The organism is Rhizobium sp. RU36D, assembly GCF_900176345.1.
Taxonomy (GTDB): Bacteria; Pseudomonadota; Alphaproteobacteria; order Rhizobiales; family Rhizobiaceae; genus Allorhizobium.
On sequence record NZ_FWXU01000014.1, the window covers coordinates 1 to 19,681 of the forward strand.

19 protein-coding genes and 1 riboswitch are annotated in these 19,681 nt (G+C 62.5%); of the genes, 9 read left to right on the forward strand and 10 right to left on the reverse strand.

Going from position 1 to position 19,681, the window contains the following annotated elements:
• Window positions 1-538: 538 nt before the first annotated feature.
• Entirely contained in the window at window positions 539-1,177 is a 639-nt protein-coding gene (locus B9A97_RS17070) for an NrsF family protein (RefSeq protein ID WP_084366571.1), read from the reverse strand.
• 1 nt (window position 1,178) lies between these two features.
• The gene (locus B9A97_RS17075) at window positions 1,179-1,715 is read right to left on the reverse strand and encodes a sigma-70 family RNA polymerase sigma factor (protein ID WP_084366670.1); all 537 of its coding nucleotides are present in this window, start codon (window positions 1,713-1,715) and stop codon (window positions 1,179-1,181) included.
• A 186-nt stretch (window positions 1,716-1,901) separates the two neighbouring features.
• Between B9A97_RS17075 and B9A97_RS17080 the strand changes: the two genes are divergently transcribed.
• From B9A97_RS17080 to B9A97_RS17095, 4 genes are all read left to right on the forward strand, one after another.
• Complete coding sequence (locus tag B9A97_RS17080; RefSeq protein WP_084366572.1) at window positions 1,902-2,189, forward strand: BufA1 family periplasmic bufferin-type metallophore; 288 nt, start codon at window positions 1,902-1,904, stop codon at window positions 2,187-2,189.
• Between the two features lie 286 nt (window positions 2,190-2,475).
• A complete protein-coding gene (locus tag B9A97_RS17085; RefSeq protein ID WP_084366573.1) occupies window positions 2,476-3,345 on the forward strand; it encodes an MNIO family bufferin maturase in 870 nt (289 codons plus the stop codon).
• On the forward strand, window positions 3,342-4,109 hold the full coding sequence (locus B9A97_RS17090) for an HvfC/BufC N-terminal domain-containing protein (protein ID WP_179145319.1): 768 nt from the start codon (window positions 3,342-3,344) through the stop codon (window positions 4,107-4,109). The genes B9A97_RS17085 and B9A97_RS17090 overlap by 4 nt, the downstream gene beginning before the upstream one ends.
• A gap of 12 nt (window positions 4,110-4,121) precedes the next feature.
• Window positions 4,122-4,622: a DoxX family protein gene (locus B9A97_RS17095; RefSeq protein WP_084366575.1), complete on the forward strand. Its 501-nt coding sequence runs from the start codon at window positions 4,122-4,124 to the stop codon at window positions 4,620-4,622.
• A gap of 150 nt (window positions 4,623-4,772) precedes the next feature.
• Here the strand turns inward: B9A97_RS17095 and B9A97_RS17100 are convergent, their stop codons facing one another.
• Window positions 4,773-5,318 (reverse strand): GXWXG domain-containing protein, encoded by a 546-nt coding sequence (locus B9A97_RS17100; RefSeq protein WP_084366576.1) that lies wholly within the window; start codon window positions 5,316-5,318, stop codon window positions 4,773-4,775.
• A gap of 148 nt (window positions 5,319-5,466) precedes the next feature.
• Between B9A97_RS17100 and dinB the strand changes: the two genes are divergently transcribed.
• The 5 genes from dinB (at window position 5,467) to B9A97_RS17125 (ending at window position 12,163) form a co-directional block, all read left to right on the forward strand.
• Window positions 5,467-6,564, forward strand: coding sequence for a DNA polymerase IV (dinB, locus tag B9A97_RS17105; protein ID WP_084366577.1), 1,098 nt, complete (start codon window positions 5,467-5,469; stop codon window positions 6,562-6,564).
• Window positions 6,565-6,675: 111 nt separating this feature from the next.
• A complete protein-coding gene (locus B9A97_RS17110) occupies window positions 6,676-8,334 on the forward strand; it encodes a sensor histidine kinase (protein WP_084366578.1) in 1,659 nt (552 codons plus the stop codon).
• Window positions 8,335-8,498: 164 nt separating this feature from the next.
• Window positions 8,499-10,673 carry an ATP-binding protein gene (locus B9A97_RS17115; RefSeq protein WP_348532402.1) on the forward strand — a complete coding sequence of 725 codons (2,175 nt, stop codon included), beginning with the start codon at window positions 8,499-8,501 and terminating at the stop codon, window positions 10,671-10,673.
• Window positions 10,674-10,683: 10 nt separating this feature from the next.
• Window positions 10,684-11,127, forward strand: a complete 444-nt coding sequence (locus tag B9A97_RS17120; RefSeq protein WP_084366580.1) for a response regulator — start codon at window positions 10,684-10,686, stop codon at window positions 11,125-11,127.
• Between the two features lie 4 nt (window positions 11,128-11,131).
• On the forward strand, window positions 11,132-12,163 hold the full coding sequence (locus B9A97_RS17125) for a sensor histidine kinase (RefSeq protein WP_084366581.1): 1,032 nt from the start codon (window positions 11,132-11,134) through the stop codon (window positions 12,161-12,163).
• On the opposite strand, the gene B9A97_RS17130 is transcribed toward B9A97_RS17125, so the two are convergent.
• The 7 genes from B9A97_RS17130 to B9A97_RS17160 form a co-directional block, all read right to left on the reverse strand.
• Complete coding sequence (locus tag B9A97_RS17130; protein ID WP_244564267.1) at window positions 12,114-12,530, reverse strand: response regulator; 417 nt, start codon at window positions 12,528-12,530, stop codon at window positions 12,114-12,116. The genes B9A97_RS17125 and B9A97_RS17130 overlap by 50 nt on opposite strands.
• 91 nt (window positions 12,531-12,621) lie before the next feature.
• Entirely contained in the window at window positions 12,622-13,719 is a 1,098-nt protein-coding gene (locus B9A97_RS17135) for a helix-turn-helix transcriptional regulator (protein WP_084366582.1), read from the reverse strand.
• A gap of 59 nt (window positions 13,720-13,778) precedes the next feature.
• A complete protein-coding gene (gene kynU / locus B9A97_RS17140) occupies window positions 13,779-14,972 on the reverse strand; it encodes a kynureninase (RefSeq protein WP_084366583.1) in 1,194 nt (397 codons plus the stop codon).
• A gap of 548 nt (window positions 14,973-15,520) precedes the next feature.
• On the reverse strand, window positions 15,521-16,153 hold the full coding sequence (ribB, locus tag B9A97_RS17145; RefSeq protein ID WP_084366584.1) for a 3,4-dihydroxy-2-butanone-4-phosphate synthase: 633 nt from the start codon (window positions 16,151-16,153) through the stop codon (window positions 15,521-15,523).
• 114 nt (window positions 16,154-16,267) lie between these two features.
• Window positions 16,268-16,411: riboswitch (FMN riboswitch) on the reverse strand.
• A 138-nt stretch (window positions 16,412-16,549) separates the two neighbouring features.
• Window positions 16,550-17,305 carry an ABC transporter ATP-binding protein gene (locus B9A97_RS17150; protein ID WP_084366585.1) on the reverse strand — a complete coding sequence of 252 codons (756 nt, stop codon included), beginning with the start codon at window positions 17,303-17,305 and terminating at the stop codon, window positions 16,550-16,552.
• Window positions 17,299-18,366, reverse strand: a complete 1,068-nt coding sequence (locus B9A97_RS17155; protein WP_084366586.1) for a FecCD family ABC transporter permease — start codon at window positions 18,364-18,366, stop codon at window positions 17,299-17,301. The genes B9A97_RS17150 and B9A97_RS17155 overlap by 7 nt, the downstream gene beginning before the upstream one ends.
• 160 nt (window positions 18,367-18,526) lie before the next feature.
• The gene (locus B9A97_RS17160) at window positions 18,527-19,663 is read right to left on the reverse strand and encodes an ABC transporter substrate-binding protein (RefSeq protein WP_084366587.1); all 1,137 of its coding nucleotides are present in this window, start codon (window positions 19,661-19,663) and stop codon (window positions 18,527-18,529) included.
• Between the last annotated feature and the right edge of the window lie 18 nt (window positions 19,664-19,681).

Here is a 19,681-nt window from a genome sequence, read left to right on the forward strand (position 1 = left end):
TCCCCTTTCGTGTCCGAGATCGTCGCCAAACGCTCGAACACAAGTAGAATCAACACCGTGCGCCATGTCCACCAAATTTAAACCGGACAGCAGTGCCCCCGAGCCGGGATCCAGTGCGATCAAGTCTTTGATCATAATGACTCTTTTCACGGCGCAGACGCGCCGTGGCTAGATTCCGGCTCAAGGCCGGAATGACGGGAACTTAGAGTTACACGCGTGGACCACACCTTTATCAGCAGTGCGAGCCGAGCGGAAACGTCCGGCTGAGCGTGGTGACAAAGATACGTATTTGGCGAGACCCTATTCGTCCGTCATTCCGGCGAAGGCCGGAATCCAGCCACGGCGCGTCTGTGCCGTGAAAGGAGTCTTTCGCAATCAAGGACTTGATTGCGCTGGATGCCGGCTCGGCGGTCGGCATGACGGTGAGGTTTTCGGTCAAGACCAAGGTCGAAAGAGCTGGAATGAGAGTATTTCAGCAGCGTGAGCCGGGCGGGAACGTCCGGCTGTTATCGTTTTCAGGGATAAGGGCTGTAATCCCCTACCACCGGGCGACGCGGCTTCCCAAAATGCCGCCGAGGGCAGCCAGACCGGCAACTGCAATCGAATACCAGGTGGCGACGAAGAGCGGGGAGTCATCCGTGCAGTGGGCGGCGTAGAAGGTGGCAGCGAGGCCGCCGGCGAGAAGGCCCGCCACCGTGCCGGCAAGGCCGGGGCGCGTCGGGGCGCCGTGACGAAGCGCCAGCAGGAATATGGCGAGGGGACCGATACCGATCAAAGGAATGAAGGTCAGACAGACCAGGATATTGCTGCCCCACCAGACGGTGGCCCATTGATCCTGGGGTACGGCGACGAGCTCGGCCACCACGGCGGCGGCGAGAACAAGCGGCGTTGCGATCAGCCAGCGCGCCGGGAGGCCCGCCTGATCATCCGGGCGCGACAGGCGTTGCAGCAGGGCAAAGGCAAGGGTTGCTGTCAGCAGCGTCACCACGAATTTGAACAGGAAACGCAGGGTTTCAGCGGCCGCTGCAAAATCCGGACGCGGGCCGATCATCAGGAAGAAGGCGACGGCCGCCACGACGGTTGCGCAGCCGAGCGCGATCCACCAGGTCAGGCCAAGCGGCATTGCCGGCTTTGCCACATCCGCTTTCAGCGCTTTGATCAGGTCATCGGTCTGCATGTCAATTCCGTCCAAATGTCTTGGCGATGGCCTGCAGGCCCCTATGCAGGGCAACCCTCACGGCCGTCTCCGTCATGCCGAATTTCTCGGCGGTCTCGCCGATCGAATGACCGTCGAGCGATATCGCCGACACCACCGATCGCTGGCCCGGCGTCAAGCTATCCAGCACCCGGCCAATATCCCGCTCGCTGACCGTTTCCGTCTCTGGCTGGGCCAAGAGGTCGGCCATCTCGCCGATCTCCACTTCCACGCGACGCCCCCGCCTGCGGAAGGCATCGATCAGCTTGTAGCGCGCGATCGCATAGATCCATGGCAGCACGGGTGCATCAACCATCCATGTATGGCGCTTGGTGTGGATCGCCAGTAGCGTTTCCTGCACCACGTCTTCGGGATCGACGCCGCCATGCACGATCTTGCGGCGCGCAAAGCCCCTGACGAGTGCAGCCGTGCGCGTCAGAAACGCCGCATAGGCCTTTTCATCACCACCAATGGCCGCCTGCAACAGCATGGCGAGCTCTCGTTCGTCCTGGCCGCTCAAACCCATTGATCCCCCTTCGCGTGCGCAGGTGCATTTGTTACGCGGTGCCCGAAATTTTGTCCAATCAAGCTCACGGCGTGCTCACGAATTCGTGTTTGCACGGTGCGTAACATCGGGCGGGAACGGATCGAAGTGAGGGTTACGCAGCCGATGACGGCCTGCGCAAACCGATAGAGGAGATCATCCATGAACCGTTCCGCCCTCACCCTTGCTCTCGCAGGCTCGCTCGCTTCGGCAGTCGCTTCCGCTGCCTTCGCCGCCCCCATGACCCCGGAACAGATGTCCGGCCAGGAGAAGTGCTACGGCATCGCTCTCAAGGGCCAGAACGATTGCGCCGCCGGCCCCGGCACCACCTGCGCCGGCACCTCGACCATGGACTACCAGGGCAATGCCTGGAAGGCCGTTCCCGCCGGCACCTGCACCACGATGAATGTCGACGGCCACAAGGGCATGCTGGAACCGGCCAAGAGCTGATCCAGACGGCAGGCCGGGTGAGCCCGGGTGTCAGAATACAGGAAGCTCGCTTTTAGTCGCAAGCAGCAGAGCTTTCCGTCATCCCGGCCTCCGAGCCGGGATCCAGTGCGATCAAGTCTTTGATCGCGAAAGGCTTCTTTCACGGCGCAGACGCGCCGTGACTGGATGCCGGATCAAGTCCGGCATGACGGAAGTCAGAGTTCGCCGGTGAAGCTAACGCATCGTCCTGAATCCTAAACCGGGCTTGCCCCTTCGTTCATCTTCCATCCCTATCTGGAGACATGCCATGACCGTTTCCGCAACTGCCCTGCCGCAACGCGCAGGTCTCGGTCTCAAGCCGGAGCACTACGAGACCATCCTCGCGAACAAGCCGGATATCGGCTTCTTCGAGGTGCATGCTGAAAACTACATGGGTGCGGGCGGGCCGCCGCATCGTTATCTCCAGGAGATCGCAGAACACTATCCGCTGTCGCTGCATGGGGTCGGCCTGTCGATCGGCGCGGCGCGCGATCTCGACAAGGAGCATCTGAAGCGGCTTCGCGCCCTCATCGACCGCTACAATCCGCAGAGCTTCTCCGAGCATCTGGCCTGGTCGACCCATGACACCGGCTTTCTCAACGATCTGCTGCCGCTGCCCTATACGGCCGAAACGCTGGCGCGGGTGATCGACCATGTTGATGAGGCGCAGCAATGGATCGGCCGAAAACTGCTGCTGGAAAACCCCTCGACCTATCTGCTGTTTGCCGAAAGCACCATCGATGAGGTGGATTTCCTGGCAGAGATTGCTGCGCGCACCGGTTGCGGCCTATTGCTCGATGTCAACAATGTCATGGTTTCTGCGGTCAACCACCGGCTGGATCCGGTTGCCTATATCGACCGCTTTCCGCTCGATCTTGTCGGCGAAATTCATCTGGCGGGCTATGACGAGACGGTGGACGGCGCTGGCGACCGGCTGCTGATCGATGCTCATGGCAGCGCCGTGCGCACTGACGTGGTCGAGCTCTACCGCCACACGCTGGGCCGCATCGGCCCGCTGCCGACGCTGATCGAATGGGACAATGACGTCCCGGATTTTCCGACGCTTCAGGCGGAAGCGCAGCGGGCCGATGCGATGCTTGCCGCTGCTATCAGGCCTGGCTTGACGCGGGCGGCATGACCATGGGTTTCGTGACCAGCCAGAATGCGTTTGCCGCCGCCCTCATCGATCCGGAAAGACCGCCTCCGCCTGGCCTCACCACGGCGCGCGGCGAGCCCGATGCCCTGCGCTTTGCCGTCTACCGCAACAATGTCCATGTCGGGCTGACCACGGCGCTGGCGCAGCGGTTCCCGGTGACCAGGCGCCTGGTGGGGGAGGAATTCTTCACCGGCATGGCCCGCGCCTATGCCGGCCAGCACAAACCGGCTTCGCCGCTGCTGATGGCCTATGGCGACGGTTTCCCGGACTTCATCGCGGTCTTCCCCCCAGCCGCGTCCCTTGCCTATCTCGCGGATGTCGCTCGGCTGGAGGTGGCCTGGGGCCAGGCCTATCATGCCGCAGATTGCGCGCCGCTTGATCTGTCAGCCCTTGCAACGGTGCCGGCGGACAGCCTGGCCGATGCCGGTCTCGAGTTGCACCCCTCCGCCCGGCTGCTGCGATCCGACCATCCGGCAGGCTCGATCTGGGCGGCCCATCAAGGCGGAACGGTCGAGCCGGTGCATGACTGGGTATCGGAGACGGTTCTGGTCGTGCGCCCGGAGATGCATGTGCAGGTCCATATCCTGCCGCCGCGCGATACCGCCTTTGCCGCCGCCCTGTTTGCCGGTGTCACCCTCGGTGCGGCTGCCGAAGCGGCCTATGCCGCCAATCATGATTTCGATTTCGGATCGGCCCTCGTCGGTCTGATCGGCCTTGGCGCATTTTGCGCCGTCAAAATACCCTAAAGGAGCTCTTTCATGACCGTCGACCTCGTCCCTTCAAGCGTTCCCGGCGGCCGGCTTGCCGCTTTGCACCGGCGCGCGGAGAGCCTGCTTGCCGCGATCCCGTCCTCGCTGCCGCTGCTGGCCCTGCGCATCGGGCTGGCAGTTCCCTTCTTCAAATCGGGCCTGACCAAATGGGATGGTTTCCTGACGCTCTCGAATGGCGCACGGTATCTCTTCCAGCAGGAATTCAAGCTGCATATCCTGGGCAGCCAATTCCCCTATCCCATGCCGCTCACCATGGCGACGGCTGCTGGCATTGGCGAAATCGTGCTGCCCATTCTGCTGGTGCTGGGCCTCTTCACCCGCTATGCCGCGCTCGGCATCCTCGCCATGACGGCGGTGATCCAGCTGACAATTCCGGACGGTTGGGCCAATTTCCATTTGCCCTGGGCCGCCATGGCGCTGACGCTGGTCGTGTTCGGCGGCGGCAGGATCGGGCTCGATCCGCTGATCACGCCGCGGCGCATGCCTTGAACCACGGGCTGCAGAAACGAACAGGGCGCTCGACCCTTTCGGGGAGCGCCCTGCCCAACCCGTACGAGCACGCGCCAGCAGGTGGCTGCGGCGGCAGGTGATCATCTATGACGGGTGGTAGGCCTTAGATGGCCATGGCCATTCCGGTTTTCAAGAGGCTGTTCCAGCCGTCGCCGCGGCGGGATCGACAACCTGTTCCAGCTCGAAGAAATAGGGCCTCGCATCGCCCTCGATGACCATCATGCCGAGGATCCTCGTCTCATCGATGCGGCGGAAGTGGTCCGTAATTGGCTTGCTGTCATAGACCATGGCCGCGCTCGATACGCCCTCGTAAGTGACGGTCTTGACGGTAGCGACAGGCCCCTGGGCGCGCAGCCGCCTGCCGATATAGGAGAAGAGATTGCGGGCGGCCTGGGTGCGGCCAAAGCTGCTGAAGCGAAGCGCCATGCGCAGCGGCACCCAGGCTGGATCGATGGCCAGCAGCCGACGCTCGCCGCCGTCAAACAGCAGGGCATCGGCCTTCATGTCGGGCGTGAAGCGCTTGCCGAACCAGCCCAGGTTTTCCAGAACACCATCAAGCGGATGGCCGGTCGGCAGCCCGCGTCCCCGCCACAACCCGATGAGCTCGCGAGGCTGCACCGGCGGCAGCTGCCGGAAGCGTTCAAGCGCCGCCTGTTGATCCATGATCGTCTCCATTCCGGTTCATCCCTCTGCCTCTATCTGGCGTGCCGCCCGGCGTCAGGCAACTGCCTTGCAGGAAATCCGAGGTCGGAAACGGGTTGGATCAGTCGGCTGGCCGTGCTATGTTCCTATTTTGTTTCCATCTGCTCACGACATCAGCGCCATGAACATCATGATCCAGACCCCGGTTCGCAAGATCATCCATGTTGACATGGACGCGTTCTATGCCTCGGTGGAGCAGCGCGACAATCCGGAGCTGCGCGGCAAGCCGATTGCGGTGGGCGGTTCGGCGGCTCGTGGCGTCGTTGCGGCGGCCAGTTACGAGGCGCGGAAATTCGGCGTGCATTCCGCCATGCCCTCGGTCACTGCCCAGCGCAAATGTCCCGAGCTGATCTTCGTGCCGCCGCGCTTTGAGGTCTACAAGGCCGTCTCCCGGCAGATCCGAGAGATCTTTGCCGAATATACGCCGCTGATCGAGCCGCTGTCGCTCGATGAAGCCTATCTCGATGTCACGGAAAACCTGAAGGGCATGGAGATCGCCACCGAGATCGCCCTGGAGATCCGCGCCAAGATCAAGCAGGTGACGGGCCTCAATGCATCAGCCGGCATTTCCTACAACAAGTTCCTGGCGAAGATGGCGAGCGACTTGAACAAGCCGAATGGCCAGGCGGTGATCACGCCGCGCAAGGGACCTGACTTCGTCGAGGCTTTGCCGGTCAAGAAGTTCCATGGGGTTGGCCCCGCCACGGCCGAGCGCATGCACAGGCTGGGGATCGAGACCGGCGCCGACCTGAAATCGAAACCGCTTGAGTTCCTGGTGCAGCATTTCGGAAAATCGGGGCCTTATTTTCACGGCATCGCCCGCGGCATCGACCATCGCGAGGTGCGGCCCGATCGGGTTCGGAAATCCGTAGGCGCAGAAGACACGTTTGCGATCGACATCGACGATCTGGCGCTGGCCCGGCAGGAACTGAAACCGCTGGCCGAAAAGGTCTGGCGGCATTGCGCCAGCCATGGCCTGAGCGGCAAGACGGTCACCGTGAAGATCAAGTATTCGGATTTCACCCAGGCCACCCGCAGCCGGACCACCGTGCTGCCCTATTCAGGCATAAACGATATCCTTCAAACCGCGGAAAACCTGGTGGCCACGGTCTATCCCTTTCGCCGGCCGGTACGGCTGCTCGGCGTCACGCTGTCGACCTTGACGGTGGCAAGCGGCGGCGATGGGCAGCGCGAGCCACAGCTCGGACTGGATCTTTAGTGCGTCACGCCCGTCCCGGCCCATCCGTCGCCCTGTCGAAGGTATTGATTGCATGCTGGGCCGTTCGTGATAGGACTTGAGAAAATATTCCGGAAACTGGGGCGGGACATCGTGAGGAAGCGGCTCTTCGCAGTGGCGGCGACAGCCCTTTTGCCGGGTATAGGATTGCTGGCCTACAATGAACTGGCCAGCCGGCAGCAGCGTGCCGCCGAGATCCACAGCGAGGCGGCGCAGGCCGCTCGGCTGGCGGCATCAGAGGTCGACCGCATCTTCGAGGGCGCACGCAGTCTTCTCGTCGCGGCCTCGGCGATTCCGGCCATTGTCGACCTCGACACGGTCGAATGCACCCGCACGCTGCGCCGGGTCGCGGAAAATCTGACCACGACTGGTGCGATCCTGGTGATCGGGGCGGATGGCAAGCTCGTCTGCGACAGCCAGGGCACCGCGCCGGGCGTGGATTTTTCCGAACGTTCCTATGTCATGGATGGCCTTGCCGCCAACGACCTTGTTGTCGGCGATTATACGGTCAGCAAGATCACCGGCGTGGCCGTTCTGCCGGTGTCTTTCCCGCTGCGCCAGGCGGGCCGAACGGTGGGCGTGGTCGCCACGGGCATTCGTCTGGATTGGCTGCAGAACCGGCTTGCCGAGCGCGGCGTGATCGGTGAGGGCGGCGCCGTGACGCTGGCCGACCGCAACGGCACGATCGTGGCGCGTGAGCCGTTTCCGGATCGCTTTGTCGGCACGCGCATTCCCGAGACCTATCAATACCTGGTGCGGGCCGAAGCGCCGGGGACGCTGGAGATCCGGAGCCAGGACGGCACCGAACGCGTGATGGGCTATCGGCCGATCTCCGCATCCACGCCGCTTTACGTCAGCGCCGGGCTGTCGAAGACGGAGGCCTTTGCCGAGGTCAACCGCGTCACGTTGACAAGCGTGGCCATGGTCCTTCTCAGCGCCATCCTGGCCGTGCTGGCCGCGGCCGTTGTCGGCAACCGGTTCATCCTCAAGCCGATTTACCGCATCGTGGATGTTCTGGAGGAATGGAAGCGTGGCAACACCACGATCCGCACCCGGATGGAGGGACGGCATGGCGAACTCGGCCTTGTCGGCACCTCGCTGGATAGCCTGCTCGACCAGTTGGAACAGCGGCGTATCGCGACCGAACAGGCCGAGGAACGGCGCAATCTCCTGGCGCGCGAACTGGCGCATCGGGTGAAGAACACGCTCGCCATCGTCGGCGCCATGGCGCGCCAGTCGTTCAAGACGGATACCGAGGCGTTCGAAGGCTTTTCCCAGCGTCTCTCGGCCCTGGGTCGCACCTATGATCTGCTTTTGGCCGGCGAAGGGTCCGCCGGCGATATCGAGCGGCTGATCCGCAATACCATCGGCCCCTATGAGACGGCCGGTCACCAGCGTTTCCGGCTCGATGGCCCCCACTGCCCTGTCGATCCCGAGGTGGGATTGGCGCTGTCGCTGATATTCCACGAACTCTCGACCAATGCGATGAAATACGGTGCGCTGTCGCGTCCTGAAGGCCATGTCGATATTTCCTGGCGGGCAGAGCACGGAAAGGTAACCATCCTCTGGCAGGAACAGGGCGGGCCGGCGGTCGAGAAGCCGATGAAGGAGGGCTTCGGGTCCCGCCTGATTCGCCGGGCATTCCCGTCGCAACGCAATCCCCGCCTTGCCATCGACTACCGTGCCGATGGCCTGACCTTCCGCCTCGAATATGATGGCGAAATCGAAAACAAAGCGGATCAAAACAGCTGAACAAACCGCGCCGATCCGCGTTTCAGGCTTGGCTCGTCTGGACGGGCCAGGCACGCCCCACCGGCATATGCGCTTTACATCACGACCGTAATGACTAGCATGGCCGGATGGATCGACAGGTAAATTCCCCGGGAAACCGGAGGCCCGCAGAGGACATTTTGACTTTGGCGGACACGAATCTCGACACATGCGCACGAGAACCGATCCATAGACCCGAGGCCATCCAGCCACATGGCTGCCTTGTCGTGCTGGATGCCGGAACGCTCGAGGTCATATCCGCGTCAGCCAATGTGGACGAAGTGGTCGGGCCGAACGCGCTGTCCGCCAACCGGCTTGGCGGCCAACTGCTGGCGCTCGAGGAACCGCTGACGCTCTGGCGTGACCAGGGCGAAGGCGCATTCCGCGGAAAGATGGACGCCCCGTCGCTCGCGGTCATCGCCCATCGCCAAGGCGAGCGGCTGATCGTCGAACTGGAGCGCAATCATGTCGATAAGCCGGATGATATCCTCTCCAGATTGACAGGCTTTGCGCAGCAACTGGCCGCGCAGGTGGAACTGGCAGACGCGTTTTCGGCCATCACGCGCTTCGTTCGGGAGCTGACGGGTTTCGACCGAACGATGGTCTATCGTTTCGACGAGGATTGGAACGGACAGGTGGTGGCGGAAGCTGGAAACGGCGCGCTACCCTCCTATCATGACCTGAGGTTCCCGGCATCGGACATCCCGGCTCAGGCGCGCAAGCTCTATGAAGTGAACCGGGTGCGGCTCATTCCCGACGCCACCTATCAGCCGGTGCCGCTGCGCAAGCTGACGACTGAGGATGGCGAAGCCCCGCTCGACATGACCTTCGCGCAGTTGCGCAGCGTCTCTCCTGTTCATCTCGAATATATGCGCAACATGGGCACGCTGGCCTCCATGTCCATTTCCATTCTTGTGGACGGAAAGCTCTGGGGCCTGGTTTCCTGCCATAGCCGCGAGCCCCATTGGGTGCCGGGCGCGATCCGGGACGCCTGCGATTTCGTGGTGCAATCGCTCGCCATGCGCATTTCGGCGCATATGGCATCTGAGGATGCCGCGCGCCGCATGCATCTCGCCCAGTATCACCGCGCTTTGCTGACTTCCATGTCGTCTACGGGCAGCTGGACCGAGGGTCTGGCGCGCGAGGAAGCTGCCTTGCTGGCGTTGACAGCTGCAGCCGGAGCGGCCATCGTCGTCAACGACGAATGTCTGATCCTCGGTCGGGCGCCCGACGGTGAGGCCATACGCGCCGTGGCGCGCTGGCTCTCCGAGCAGGGCTCGGATCTCGACTTCTTCTCAAGCCAGTCCCTTGCCCAGGATATGCCGGGCGGCGATGCGCTGGCGCCGCTGGCCTGCGGCCTTCTGGCCTGCCGCGTCTCGGAGTTCCACAACAGCTGGCTTCTGTGGTTCCGGCCCGAAGTGGTCGAGACGGTGACCTGGGGCGGCGACCCGCACAAGGCTGTGCAGGAAACCGGGCGCATCCATCCGCGCAAGTCGTTCGAGGCGTGGAAGCAGCTTGTGCATAACCAGAGCCTGCCCTGGCAGCAGGCGGAGATCGCGGCGGCCCGCGACCTTCGTGCCTCGATCATCGACATCGTCTTGAAGAAGGCCGAGGAGGTGGCGGAGCTTGCCGATGAACTCAGGCGCTCGAACAAGGAGCTGGAGGCCTTCTCCTACTCCGTGTCTCACGATTTGCGCGCACCGTTCCGGCATATCGTCGGCTTTGCGCAGCTCTTGCGCGAGCGCCAGTCCGGCCTTGATGCCAAATCCCTGCATTACCTGGAGATGATCGGCGATTCAGCGCTCGCCGCCGGCAAGCTGGTGGATGACCTCCTGCATTTTTCCCAGCTCGGCAGAACCTCGATCAGCAAGCAGAAGGTGGACATGGACAAGCTGGTGGCAGAAGTGCGCCAGGGCATGGCCCCGGAATTGCGGGGTCGCAGCATCGAATGGCAGGTCGGCAAGCTGCCGATCGCCCATGGAGACCAGTCACTGCTGCGGCAGGTCTGGCACAATCTCATCGACAACGCGGTGAAATATACCCGTCCGCGGGATCCGGCACGAATCTCCATTTCCGGCCGCATTGATGGCAAGAATGCGATTTATACCATCAGCGACAATGGCGTCGGCTTTGACATGACCTATCACGCGAAGCTCTTCGGTGTCTTCCAGCGCCTGCAGCGCGTCGAGGACTTCGAGGGCACGGGGATCGGTCTTGCGCTGGTTCGACGCATATTGGAACGACATCAGGGAAGCATCTCGGCCGAAGGCGAGATCGACAAGGGGGCTTCCTTCACCTTCACATTGCCCATCGCAGGCTAAGGAGCCTTGTTTGACTGAACTGAGACCCATCTTGCTCGTCGAGGACAATCCCCGCGACCTGGAACTGACACTGACCGCTCTGGAGAAATGCCAACTGGCCAACGAGGTCGTGGTTGCCCGCGATGGCGCCGAGGCACTGGCCTTTCTCCATGCGGAGGATCCACATGCAGACCGGGCGCCGGGCGATCCGGCCGTCGTGCTGCTCGACCTCAAGCTGCCTAAGGTGGACGGGCTGGAGGTGCTGGCCAAGGTGAAGGGAAACGAGCGCTTGCGGCATATCCCGATCGTGATGCTGACCTCGTCCCGCGAGGAACAGGACCTGGTGCGCAGCTACGAGCTCGGGGTCAATGCCTTCGTCGTGAAGCCCGTCGAGTTCAACCAGTTCTTCAAGGCCATCCAGGATCTCGGTGTCTTCTGGGCGCTCCTGAACGAACCTCCTCCGAGGTTGAGGTAATTTCATGCAGGATCGGGATGGATCGCAACCTCGCATTCTTTTGCTCGAGGACAGTTCGGTTGACGCCGAACTGATCGAAACCCAGCTTGATGCCTGCGACCCGCCGGCGCTGGTGACCCGCGTGGCCACACGCGCAGCCTATGCGCAAGCGCTGGAACAGCAGAAATTCGACATCATTCTCTCCGATTTTTCCCTGCCGGATTTTGACGGCATGGGGGCCCTGGAGATGGCCGTCGCCCGGGCGCCGAACATTCCCTTCATCTTTGTCTCGGGCGTGCTGGGCGAGGAGGCCGCCATCGAGGCCTTCCGCAAGGGTGCGACGGATTACATCTTGAAGCAGCGGCTGATCCGCCTGCCGGCCGCGGTGGAAAGAGCGCTGAAAGAGACGCGCAATCGGCGCGAGCGACGCCGGGCGGAAGAGCAGAAGGACCTGCTGGTCCGCGAACTAAGCCATCGCGTGAAAAACAATCTGGCGGTCATCCTGTCGCTGGTCCGCCGCACCGCCGCCGACAATATCAGCGTGGAAAGCTACCGGGCAAAGCTCATCGATCGCATCGGCGCGCTCGCGGAGGCCCATTCGCTGCTGTTTGAACGCAATTGGGCCGATACGGACCTGCTTAGCATCTTTCGCCGCGCGGTCACCCCCTATGACTCCGATCCTTCACGTATCGATATCGGCCAGCACGATCTGGTCACCCTCAACCCCGCCAATGCCCTGTCGGTGGGGATGATCTTCAACGAGCTGGTGACGAATGCCTCCAAATACGGGGCGCTGTCCAACGAGGTCGGCCGCGTCGCCGTCGAGTGGTATGTGGAAAGCGGCGATGACGGCAAGCGGTGGCTGCATCTGCGATGGGTCGAAAGCGGCGGTCCAATCGTGGCCGCGCCTGGACATCAGGGGTTTGGCAGCCGGCTTATCCGCGCCAATGTGGAATATGAGCTGGATGGAAGGGTGGTTGTCGACTACCCGCCGGAGGGAGCCTTGGTTACCTTGTCTTTTCCTCTGGAGAACCGACAGTCAAGCTCGCCGATTTGACGAATTCTTCGGCGAGCAGCACCTTCAATTTGTTGAAATCGCAAGGCTTCGGCAGCAAGGCCACGCCGTCAAGCCGCTCGCGGGTCTCGGGAAGCTCGGCATAGCCCGAGCAGACGACAAAAGGGATGCCCAAAAGCTTCAGCCGCTCGATGACCGGATAGGAATAGGTGCCGCGCAGGTTGAGATCGAGGACGGCACCATCAATGCCGCGGTCGACCGCCTGCAGCGCCTGGTCCACGCTGGAGACCGGGCCAATGACAGTGACCTCTTGAGAGAGCATGAAGTCTTCCATGTCCATCGCCAGCAACGGGTCGTCTTCCAATATCAGGATGCGAGCCCCTTTGATCATTCCGGTGGCGACAGCCATACGCACTATTCTCCAAATATTCAGGCAGGTGGAAACGTGCTCGTACCGGAAAGGTTCCCGTTACGGGAGGCGCAGCTCCATATGGCCGTTATCACGTCCTCGTGATCGGCCGCATGCCTGAGAGCAGGGCAACCAGCTGGGATTGCCTGTTCACCCCCGTCTTGCGATAGACTGACTTGAGCTGGGTGCGGATCGTCGCCACCGTCGTGCCCATGCTGGCTGCCACTTCCTCCACCGAGCGGCCGATGGTGATTTCCTGCGCTACGCGCGCTTCGGCCCGGGTCAGGTCGAACAGCCCGCAAATGACCTTGAGATCGGGAGGGCCAACCTCGCCGACGGGCGTGACGACGACGACAGCGCTGCTGCGGGTGAAAATATCACGCGCATTGCGTTTGACAGGTACGACGTGAACGACAAGGGCCGGCGCATCCGGCTGGGCGGCCACGGGAAAGGACTGGCAGGGCGGGGCGTTTTCCTGGCGGAGCTGCTCCAGGACAGTCACAAAAACCGCATTGGCCTGGCGGTCCGAAAAGTGCAGGCGGTTTCTGGCCAGCGTCGTCAGCCGTGGCGCCAGCCCTTCCATAAGGTCGTTCATCGCCATGACATCGCCCGTGGCGCCCACCACGGCGGCCGGCAGGCCAAGCGCCGCTAGGGTTTGCGTCGTGGCCTGGGCTTGCCGGAAGGCCAGTCGGGTGGAGAGAAATGCGGCGCGTCCGAGATCGCCCTTTATCGCATTGGCTCGCTCCAGGGACTGGAGATCGAACGGCCCATCTGATGTCTTGGCCAAGAGGCTGAAGACCATGATCGTGCCGGACGGCTCGATGAACGCCGCACCCATTTCCCAGGCAAGCCCGATGGGTTCCAGCAGCTCCACGCGGATCGGATCGCTGCGAAGGACTTCCGGGGCGAGCAGGTCGATATCGCGAAGGAAACTGCCGGGCGCCAGTTGAAGGCCGATCTTTGGCCTTTCGGTTCGTTGCGCCAGGCCGCTTTTCTCATAGATCTCCATCTGCTCGGCGATCCGCGGGCTGCTGACCCAGCGCAGACCTTCGTTCGGGCTGATGGTGATGACAGCAGTGGAGTAGGACCGCATCTCCTGGCTGATCAGATCGCAGGTCTCCGGCCACAGCTCCGGCAGGATGGCGGCTTCGTAGATCCGATCGGTGAGGTCAGAGGGATGTCTCTGCATTATCGGGCAACCTTAGATCAGCAGGTTCAACGTTACACGACGCCGCGGGCCGCTGAGCCTCAGGTCACGAGCGCGCGCTGCTTGTATTGCTCGCTGTCCCACAGCCTGTTGTCCATGATGTCGGCCAGGATATCCACGGCCTTCAGCACATCGGCCTCGCCGATATAGAGCGGCGTGAAGCCGAAGCGGATCGCATCAGGCGCGCGGAAATCACCGATGACGCCGCGGTCAATCAGCGCCTGCATGATGGCATAGCCTTCCTCATGCAGGAAGGAGATCTGGCTGCCGCGCTTGTGCCCGTCCCGTGGCGAGCCGAGCGTCAGCATCGGGCAGCGCCGCTCCACCTCGCTGACGAACAGGTCGCAAAGCGCAATCGACTTCTGGCGCAGGGCCCCCATGTCAACACCGTCCCAGGCGTCCAGTGCGGCATCGAGTGCGGCCAGCCCAAGGATCGGCGGGGTGCCGACGCGCATCCGGTCGATGCCGCCGCCCGGACGATAGCCCAGATCGAAGGCGAAGGGCTTTTCATGACCGAGCCAGCCGGAGAGCGCGGGCTTGACCTTGTCTGCATGCCGGGGCGCCACATAAATGAAGGCCGGTGCCCCAGGCCCGCCATTCAGATATTTATAGGTGCAGCCGACAGCGAAATCCGCATCCGCTCCGGCAAGATCGACCGGAAGCGCGCCGGCGCTGTGGGCAAGGTCCCAGATGGCAACGGCGCCCACGTCATGGGCCTTTTTCGTCAGCACCTTCATGTCGTGCAGGCGCCCGGTGCGGTAATCCACCTCCGTCAGCATCAGCACGCCGACCGTCTCGTCCAGCGCCGCCTCGACCTCTTCCGGGTCGACGATGCGCAATTCGTGGCCGCGCGCCAAGGACGAAATGAGGCCCTGGGCCATGTAGAGATCGGAGGGGAAATTGCCGCTGTCGGACAGGATCACCTTACGCTCTGGTACCAGATCCAGCGCAGATGCAAGCGCCTGGTACACCTTGATCGACAGCGTGTCGCCCATCACGACGGTGCCCTCGGCTGCGCCGATCAGCCGACCGACGCGATCGCCGATGCGCCGCGGCATCATCATCCAGCCGGCCTTGTTCCAGCCCTTGATCAGCAACTCGCCCCATTCGTCCGTCATCATCAGCGCGACGCGCTCCTTGGCCGCAAGCGGCAGCGGACCGAGCGAATTGCCGTCCAGGTAGACGACGCCCTCCGGCAGGTGGAACAATGCGCGGGTTCTTTCGAAATCGGTCATATCGGGTCCTATGCATGGCGGTCACGGCGACCAAACCCTTGTAATCGATAGGCTCGATCTGCGGAAAGTGTTTTTCGTCACCGACGCGTTGCGAATGTTTGTTAACCAGTGGCGACCGGTATGGCACCGATGGCTATGCCCGCCATGTAGCGTCATCGATGGGATCGACCTTGTCCGTAATGACCATTTGGTCCCCGTTTTCGGGAGCGATTGCAGAATGGCTCCGGCACCGAATCTGGATGCCGCTATCAGCGAAATGCCGGCGCAGGGCCGGCATTGCCTGAGGTTGATGACAAAGTTCGCCAAGCTGCTGACAAACTCTCGTTTCAGGTACTTCTACGTTGGTTTGACCGAAAACCTCACCGTCATGCCGGCCGCCGAGCCGGCATCCAGCGCAATCAAGTCCTTGATTGCAATAGACTCTTTTCACGGCGCAGACGCGCCGTGGCTGGATTCCGGCCTTCGCCGGAATGACGGATTAATAGGGTCTCGCGCTAAAGCTATCAAATGCCGGCACGGGACCGGCATTTCGTCATTTCAGTCTCAGCTTACGCTGCTTCCGACTGCAGCGCCTGCTTTTCCTGCACATAGCGGGTCAGGGCTTCGATCGTGATCAGCGGAAGGTCATGCTCTTTGCAGAAGACTTCCAACTGCGGCAGGCGGGCCATGGTGCCGTCGTCATTGGCCACTTCGCAGATCACGCCTGAAGGCGCGAAGCCGGCGAGCCGGGCCAGGTCGACGGCCGCTTCCGTATGGCCCGACCGACCGAGGACACCCTTGGGATGGGCACGCAGCGGAAAGATATGCCCCGGCCGCGCAAAGTCATCCGGCTGGGACGTCTTGTCCATCAGCGCCTTCACGGTCGCTGCCCGATCGGCCGCGGAGATGCCGGTCGAGGTGCCGGGAATATAGTCCACCGACACGGTGAAGGCCGTCTTCAGAAATTCGGTGTTTCGGGGAACCATCAGCGGGATATCAAGGGCATCAAGCCGTTCGCCTTCCATGGCGACGCAAACCAGGCCCCTTGCATGCTTCATCATGAAAGCGATTGCTTCCGGCGTCACCGCTTCTGAAGCGACGATCACATCGCCTTCGTTTTCGCGATCTTCATCATCGACGACAACGATCATACCGCCACGTGCCAGCGTAGCGATCGCATTTTCAATACTCGAGATAGTCATTCCATAGCCTTTCAAGGGTACTCCGCAGATGCGGCAAACCACGACCAAACGGTCGCCATTTGTCCCTTGGGCGAACAAACGCCTGCGCCCATCCCGGGGGGATGGGTTCACAAACCTTGTCCTCTTCCATCCGGACTATACCGTCGGCTCCGGCATCGCACCGGATCTGCTGCCTTCCACCGAAGTGGAAGCGCTCGCGGGCTCCCGGCAACGCCGGATACCGCCGGTGGGGAGTTTCGCCCCGCCCTGAGAACCCGGGAAGAATACAATTTCATTTGCATGGAATGCAAGGTGCGCGTTGCAGATACTTGTGCCCCACAGGGAAACAAATTTCCGCGTGGTGAACGCATCCTGGCAGGGCATCCGCGGACAGCGAGCCGTCCGCGGGTCTTCAGATCAAGCGAGCGCCTGGTCGACGATCACCATCGGGCGGCCTTGCGTGCAGTTTTCGATGCGGGCCTCCACGCGATAGACGTTCCGCAGCAGGTCGGAGGTCACCACGTCCTCGGTCAGGCCGCTGGCGATGAGGCGGCCATTGCCGACCACCATGGCGTTGTGGCAGTAGCGCAGGGCGTGGTTCAGGTCGTGCAGCGCGATGACCACGGCCATGCCGGTGCGGCCGGCCAGACCGCGCATGAAATCCAGCACTTCGATCTGGCGGAACAGGTCGAGGGCCGAGGTGGGCTCGTCCATCAGCAGCACATCGGGCTTGCGGATCAGCGCCTGGGCGATGGCCACCAATTGGCGCTGGCCGCCGGAGAGTTCGCCGAGATTGCGGAAGGCGAGATCGGAAATGCGCAGCGCCTTCAGGATGGTGTCGATTTCCTCGAGCTCGCCGTCTTCGACGCGCCAGCCGGCGCCCTGCTTGGAAGCCAGCAGCACGGATTCATAGACCGTCAGCACGGCATTGGCGCCGGTGTCCTGCGGCATGTAGCAGATCGGTCGGCCAGCGGCGCGGGCGCCATCCAGCTCGACCACGCCGCCGCCCTTGATCAGCCCGGCAATGCGCTTGAACAGGGTCGACTTGCCGGCGGCATTGGGGCCGATGACGGCCGTCAGCTCGCCGCCGCGGATCAGGTCCGTCGTGACATCGCTGAAGACCTCGTGCCGGCCGTAACGGCCGCTCAGGTTTTGAAGCTTGAGGGCTACCATGACCGCCTCCGGGTGGTGAAGATGAGCGAGAAGAAGAACGGAACCCCGACAAGCGCGGTGATGACACCGATCGGCAGGATGGCGCCGGGGATCAGCATTTTCGAGACGACCGAGGTGGTGGAAAGCAGCAAGGCTCCGCAGACAATCGAGCCCGGCAGGAAATAGCGCTGGTCTTCGCCGAGCAGCATGCGCGCGATATGCGGACCCACGAGGCCGACAAAGCCGATGGTGCCGACGAAGGACACCGGGATGGCGGCCAGCAGGCTGACCAGCATCAGCGTTTCGAGCCGCAGGCGGCGAACATTGACGCCGAAGCTGGCGGCCTTGTCGTCGCCCAGCCGCAAGGCGGTCAGCGCCCAGGCATTGCGGGCGAACAGGGGCACGCAGAATACGAGCACGGCACCGGTCACAAACACCTTGCTCCAGGTCGCCTTGGTCAGCGAGCCCATGGTCCAGAACACCACGGCCGCCAACGCCTGTTCCGAGGCGAGGTATTGGAGGAGCGACAGCAGCGCGTTGAAGGTGAAGACCAACGCGATGCCCAGGAGCACGATGGTCTCGACGGTCACGCCGCGCAGCGTCGAGACGCCGTAGATGAACAGCGAGGCAAGCATGGCCATGATGAAGGCGTTGATCGGCACCATGTAGTAGATGGCGCCGGGAAAGATGGCGACGCCCGTGACCAGCGCCAGCGCCGCGCCGAAACCGGCGGCGGCCGAAATGCCGAGCGTGAAGGGGCTGGCGAGCGGGTTGGCGAGAATGGTCTGCATCTGCGCGCCGGCCAGCGACAGGCAGGCGCCGACCGTGACCGCCATGAGCGCGATGGGCATGCGGATATCCCAGATGACCACGCGGAGCTGATCGCCGACCGAGGACGGATAGAACAGCGCGGTCAGCACCTGAGACAGGGTATAGCGTGCCGGCCCGAGCGCCATGTCGACGGCAACCGACAGAAACAGCGCGACGACAAGACCCGCGATCAGCAGCAGGCGCTTGTAGGACAGACTGCGGTATTGGCTGCGAGGGGCGGCTGCGCTGGCCTCATGGGGGATTGCGGCCATCAGTTGCTCCCTCCGGCATAAAACACGAAAAGGCCGGCATGGAAGCCGACCGCCGAAAGCGACGACGAGGCGATCATCGCCTCTGGAAAATCAAAACGGAACATGGCCGGTCCTATGAGATGGGCAAGGCCGGGAAGCATCTGCCTCCCGGCCAGAAGTGTCAGGAACCCGACTTCAGCGAAGCGAAGTAGCCTGGGCGATAGTCCACGGGCAGGAAGCGCTCATGCAGTTCCTTGAAGGTGGCATCGACATCGAGATCGGCAAACAGCTCCGGATGCAGCCACTTGGCAATCTGCTGTACGGCGATGAACTGGTAGGGGCTGTTGTAGAACTGGTGCCAGATGGCGTGGACATTGCCGTCAGCCACGGCCTTGACGCCGGTAAAGGCAGGACGCTTCATCAGGTTGGCCAGCTTCTCGGCAGCCTTGGCCTTGTCCGCGCCGGGACCGACGCCGACCCAGTTGCCGCCGGGAACGTAAAGCTCCCAGTTGGAGCCCGTCACGATGACCTGGTCAGGGTTCGACGCGATGATCTGCTCGGGATTGACGGTGCCGAAGGTGCCGGGAATGATCGACTCGGCCATGTTGATGCCGCCGGCCATCGTCACCATCTTGCCGAAGTTCTCGTTGCCGAAGGACATGCAGCAATCGTCGGAATAGCCGCCGGCGCGTTCCATGAAGACAACCGGCTTCTTGAGATCGGTGGTCTTGGCCAGCACGTCCTCAACCTTGGCAATCTGCTCTGCGCGGAAGGCGACGAATTCCTCGGCGCGGGCTTCCTTGCCGAAGAGCTTGCCGATGATGCGCATGGAGGCATCGGTGTTCTGCAGCGGCTTTTCGCGGAAGTCGATGTAAACAAGGGGAATACCGACCTTCTGGAGCTTCTCGATATAGCCGCTTTCCTCGGTCGCAGACTTGGCTTCCGTGTTCATGATGATGACGTCGGGCTTCAGCGCGATGGCCTGCTCGATATCGAAGGTGCCGTCCTTCATGCCGCCGAAGGTCGGCAGCTTGTCCATCTCCGGAAACTTCTCGAGATAGGCGTTGTAGCCGTCCAGGTCCGCCTTCTTGAAGTCGTCGCGCCAGCCGACAACGCGGCCAAAGGGCTTTTCCGTGTCCAGCGCCGCGGTGAAATAGATCTGGCGGCCTTCGCCCAGGATCACGCGCTCGACCGGCACGTTGACCTCGACCTCACGGCCGGCGATATCCTTGATCTTGACCACTTCAGCAAGCGCGGTCCCCGAAAAAAGGCCGAGCGAAACCGCGGCGGCGAAGGCCACCTTATTGAAAACGAACACGTTTCTCTCCTGTGATTT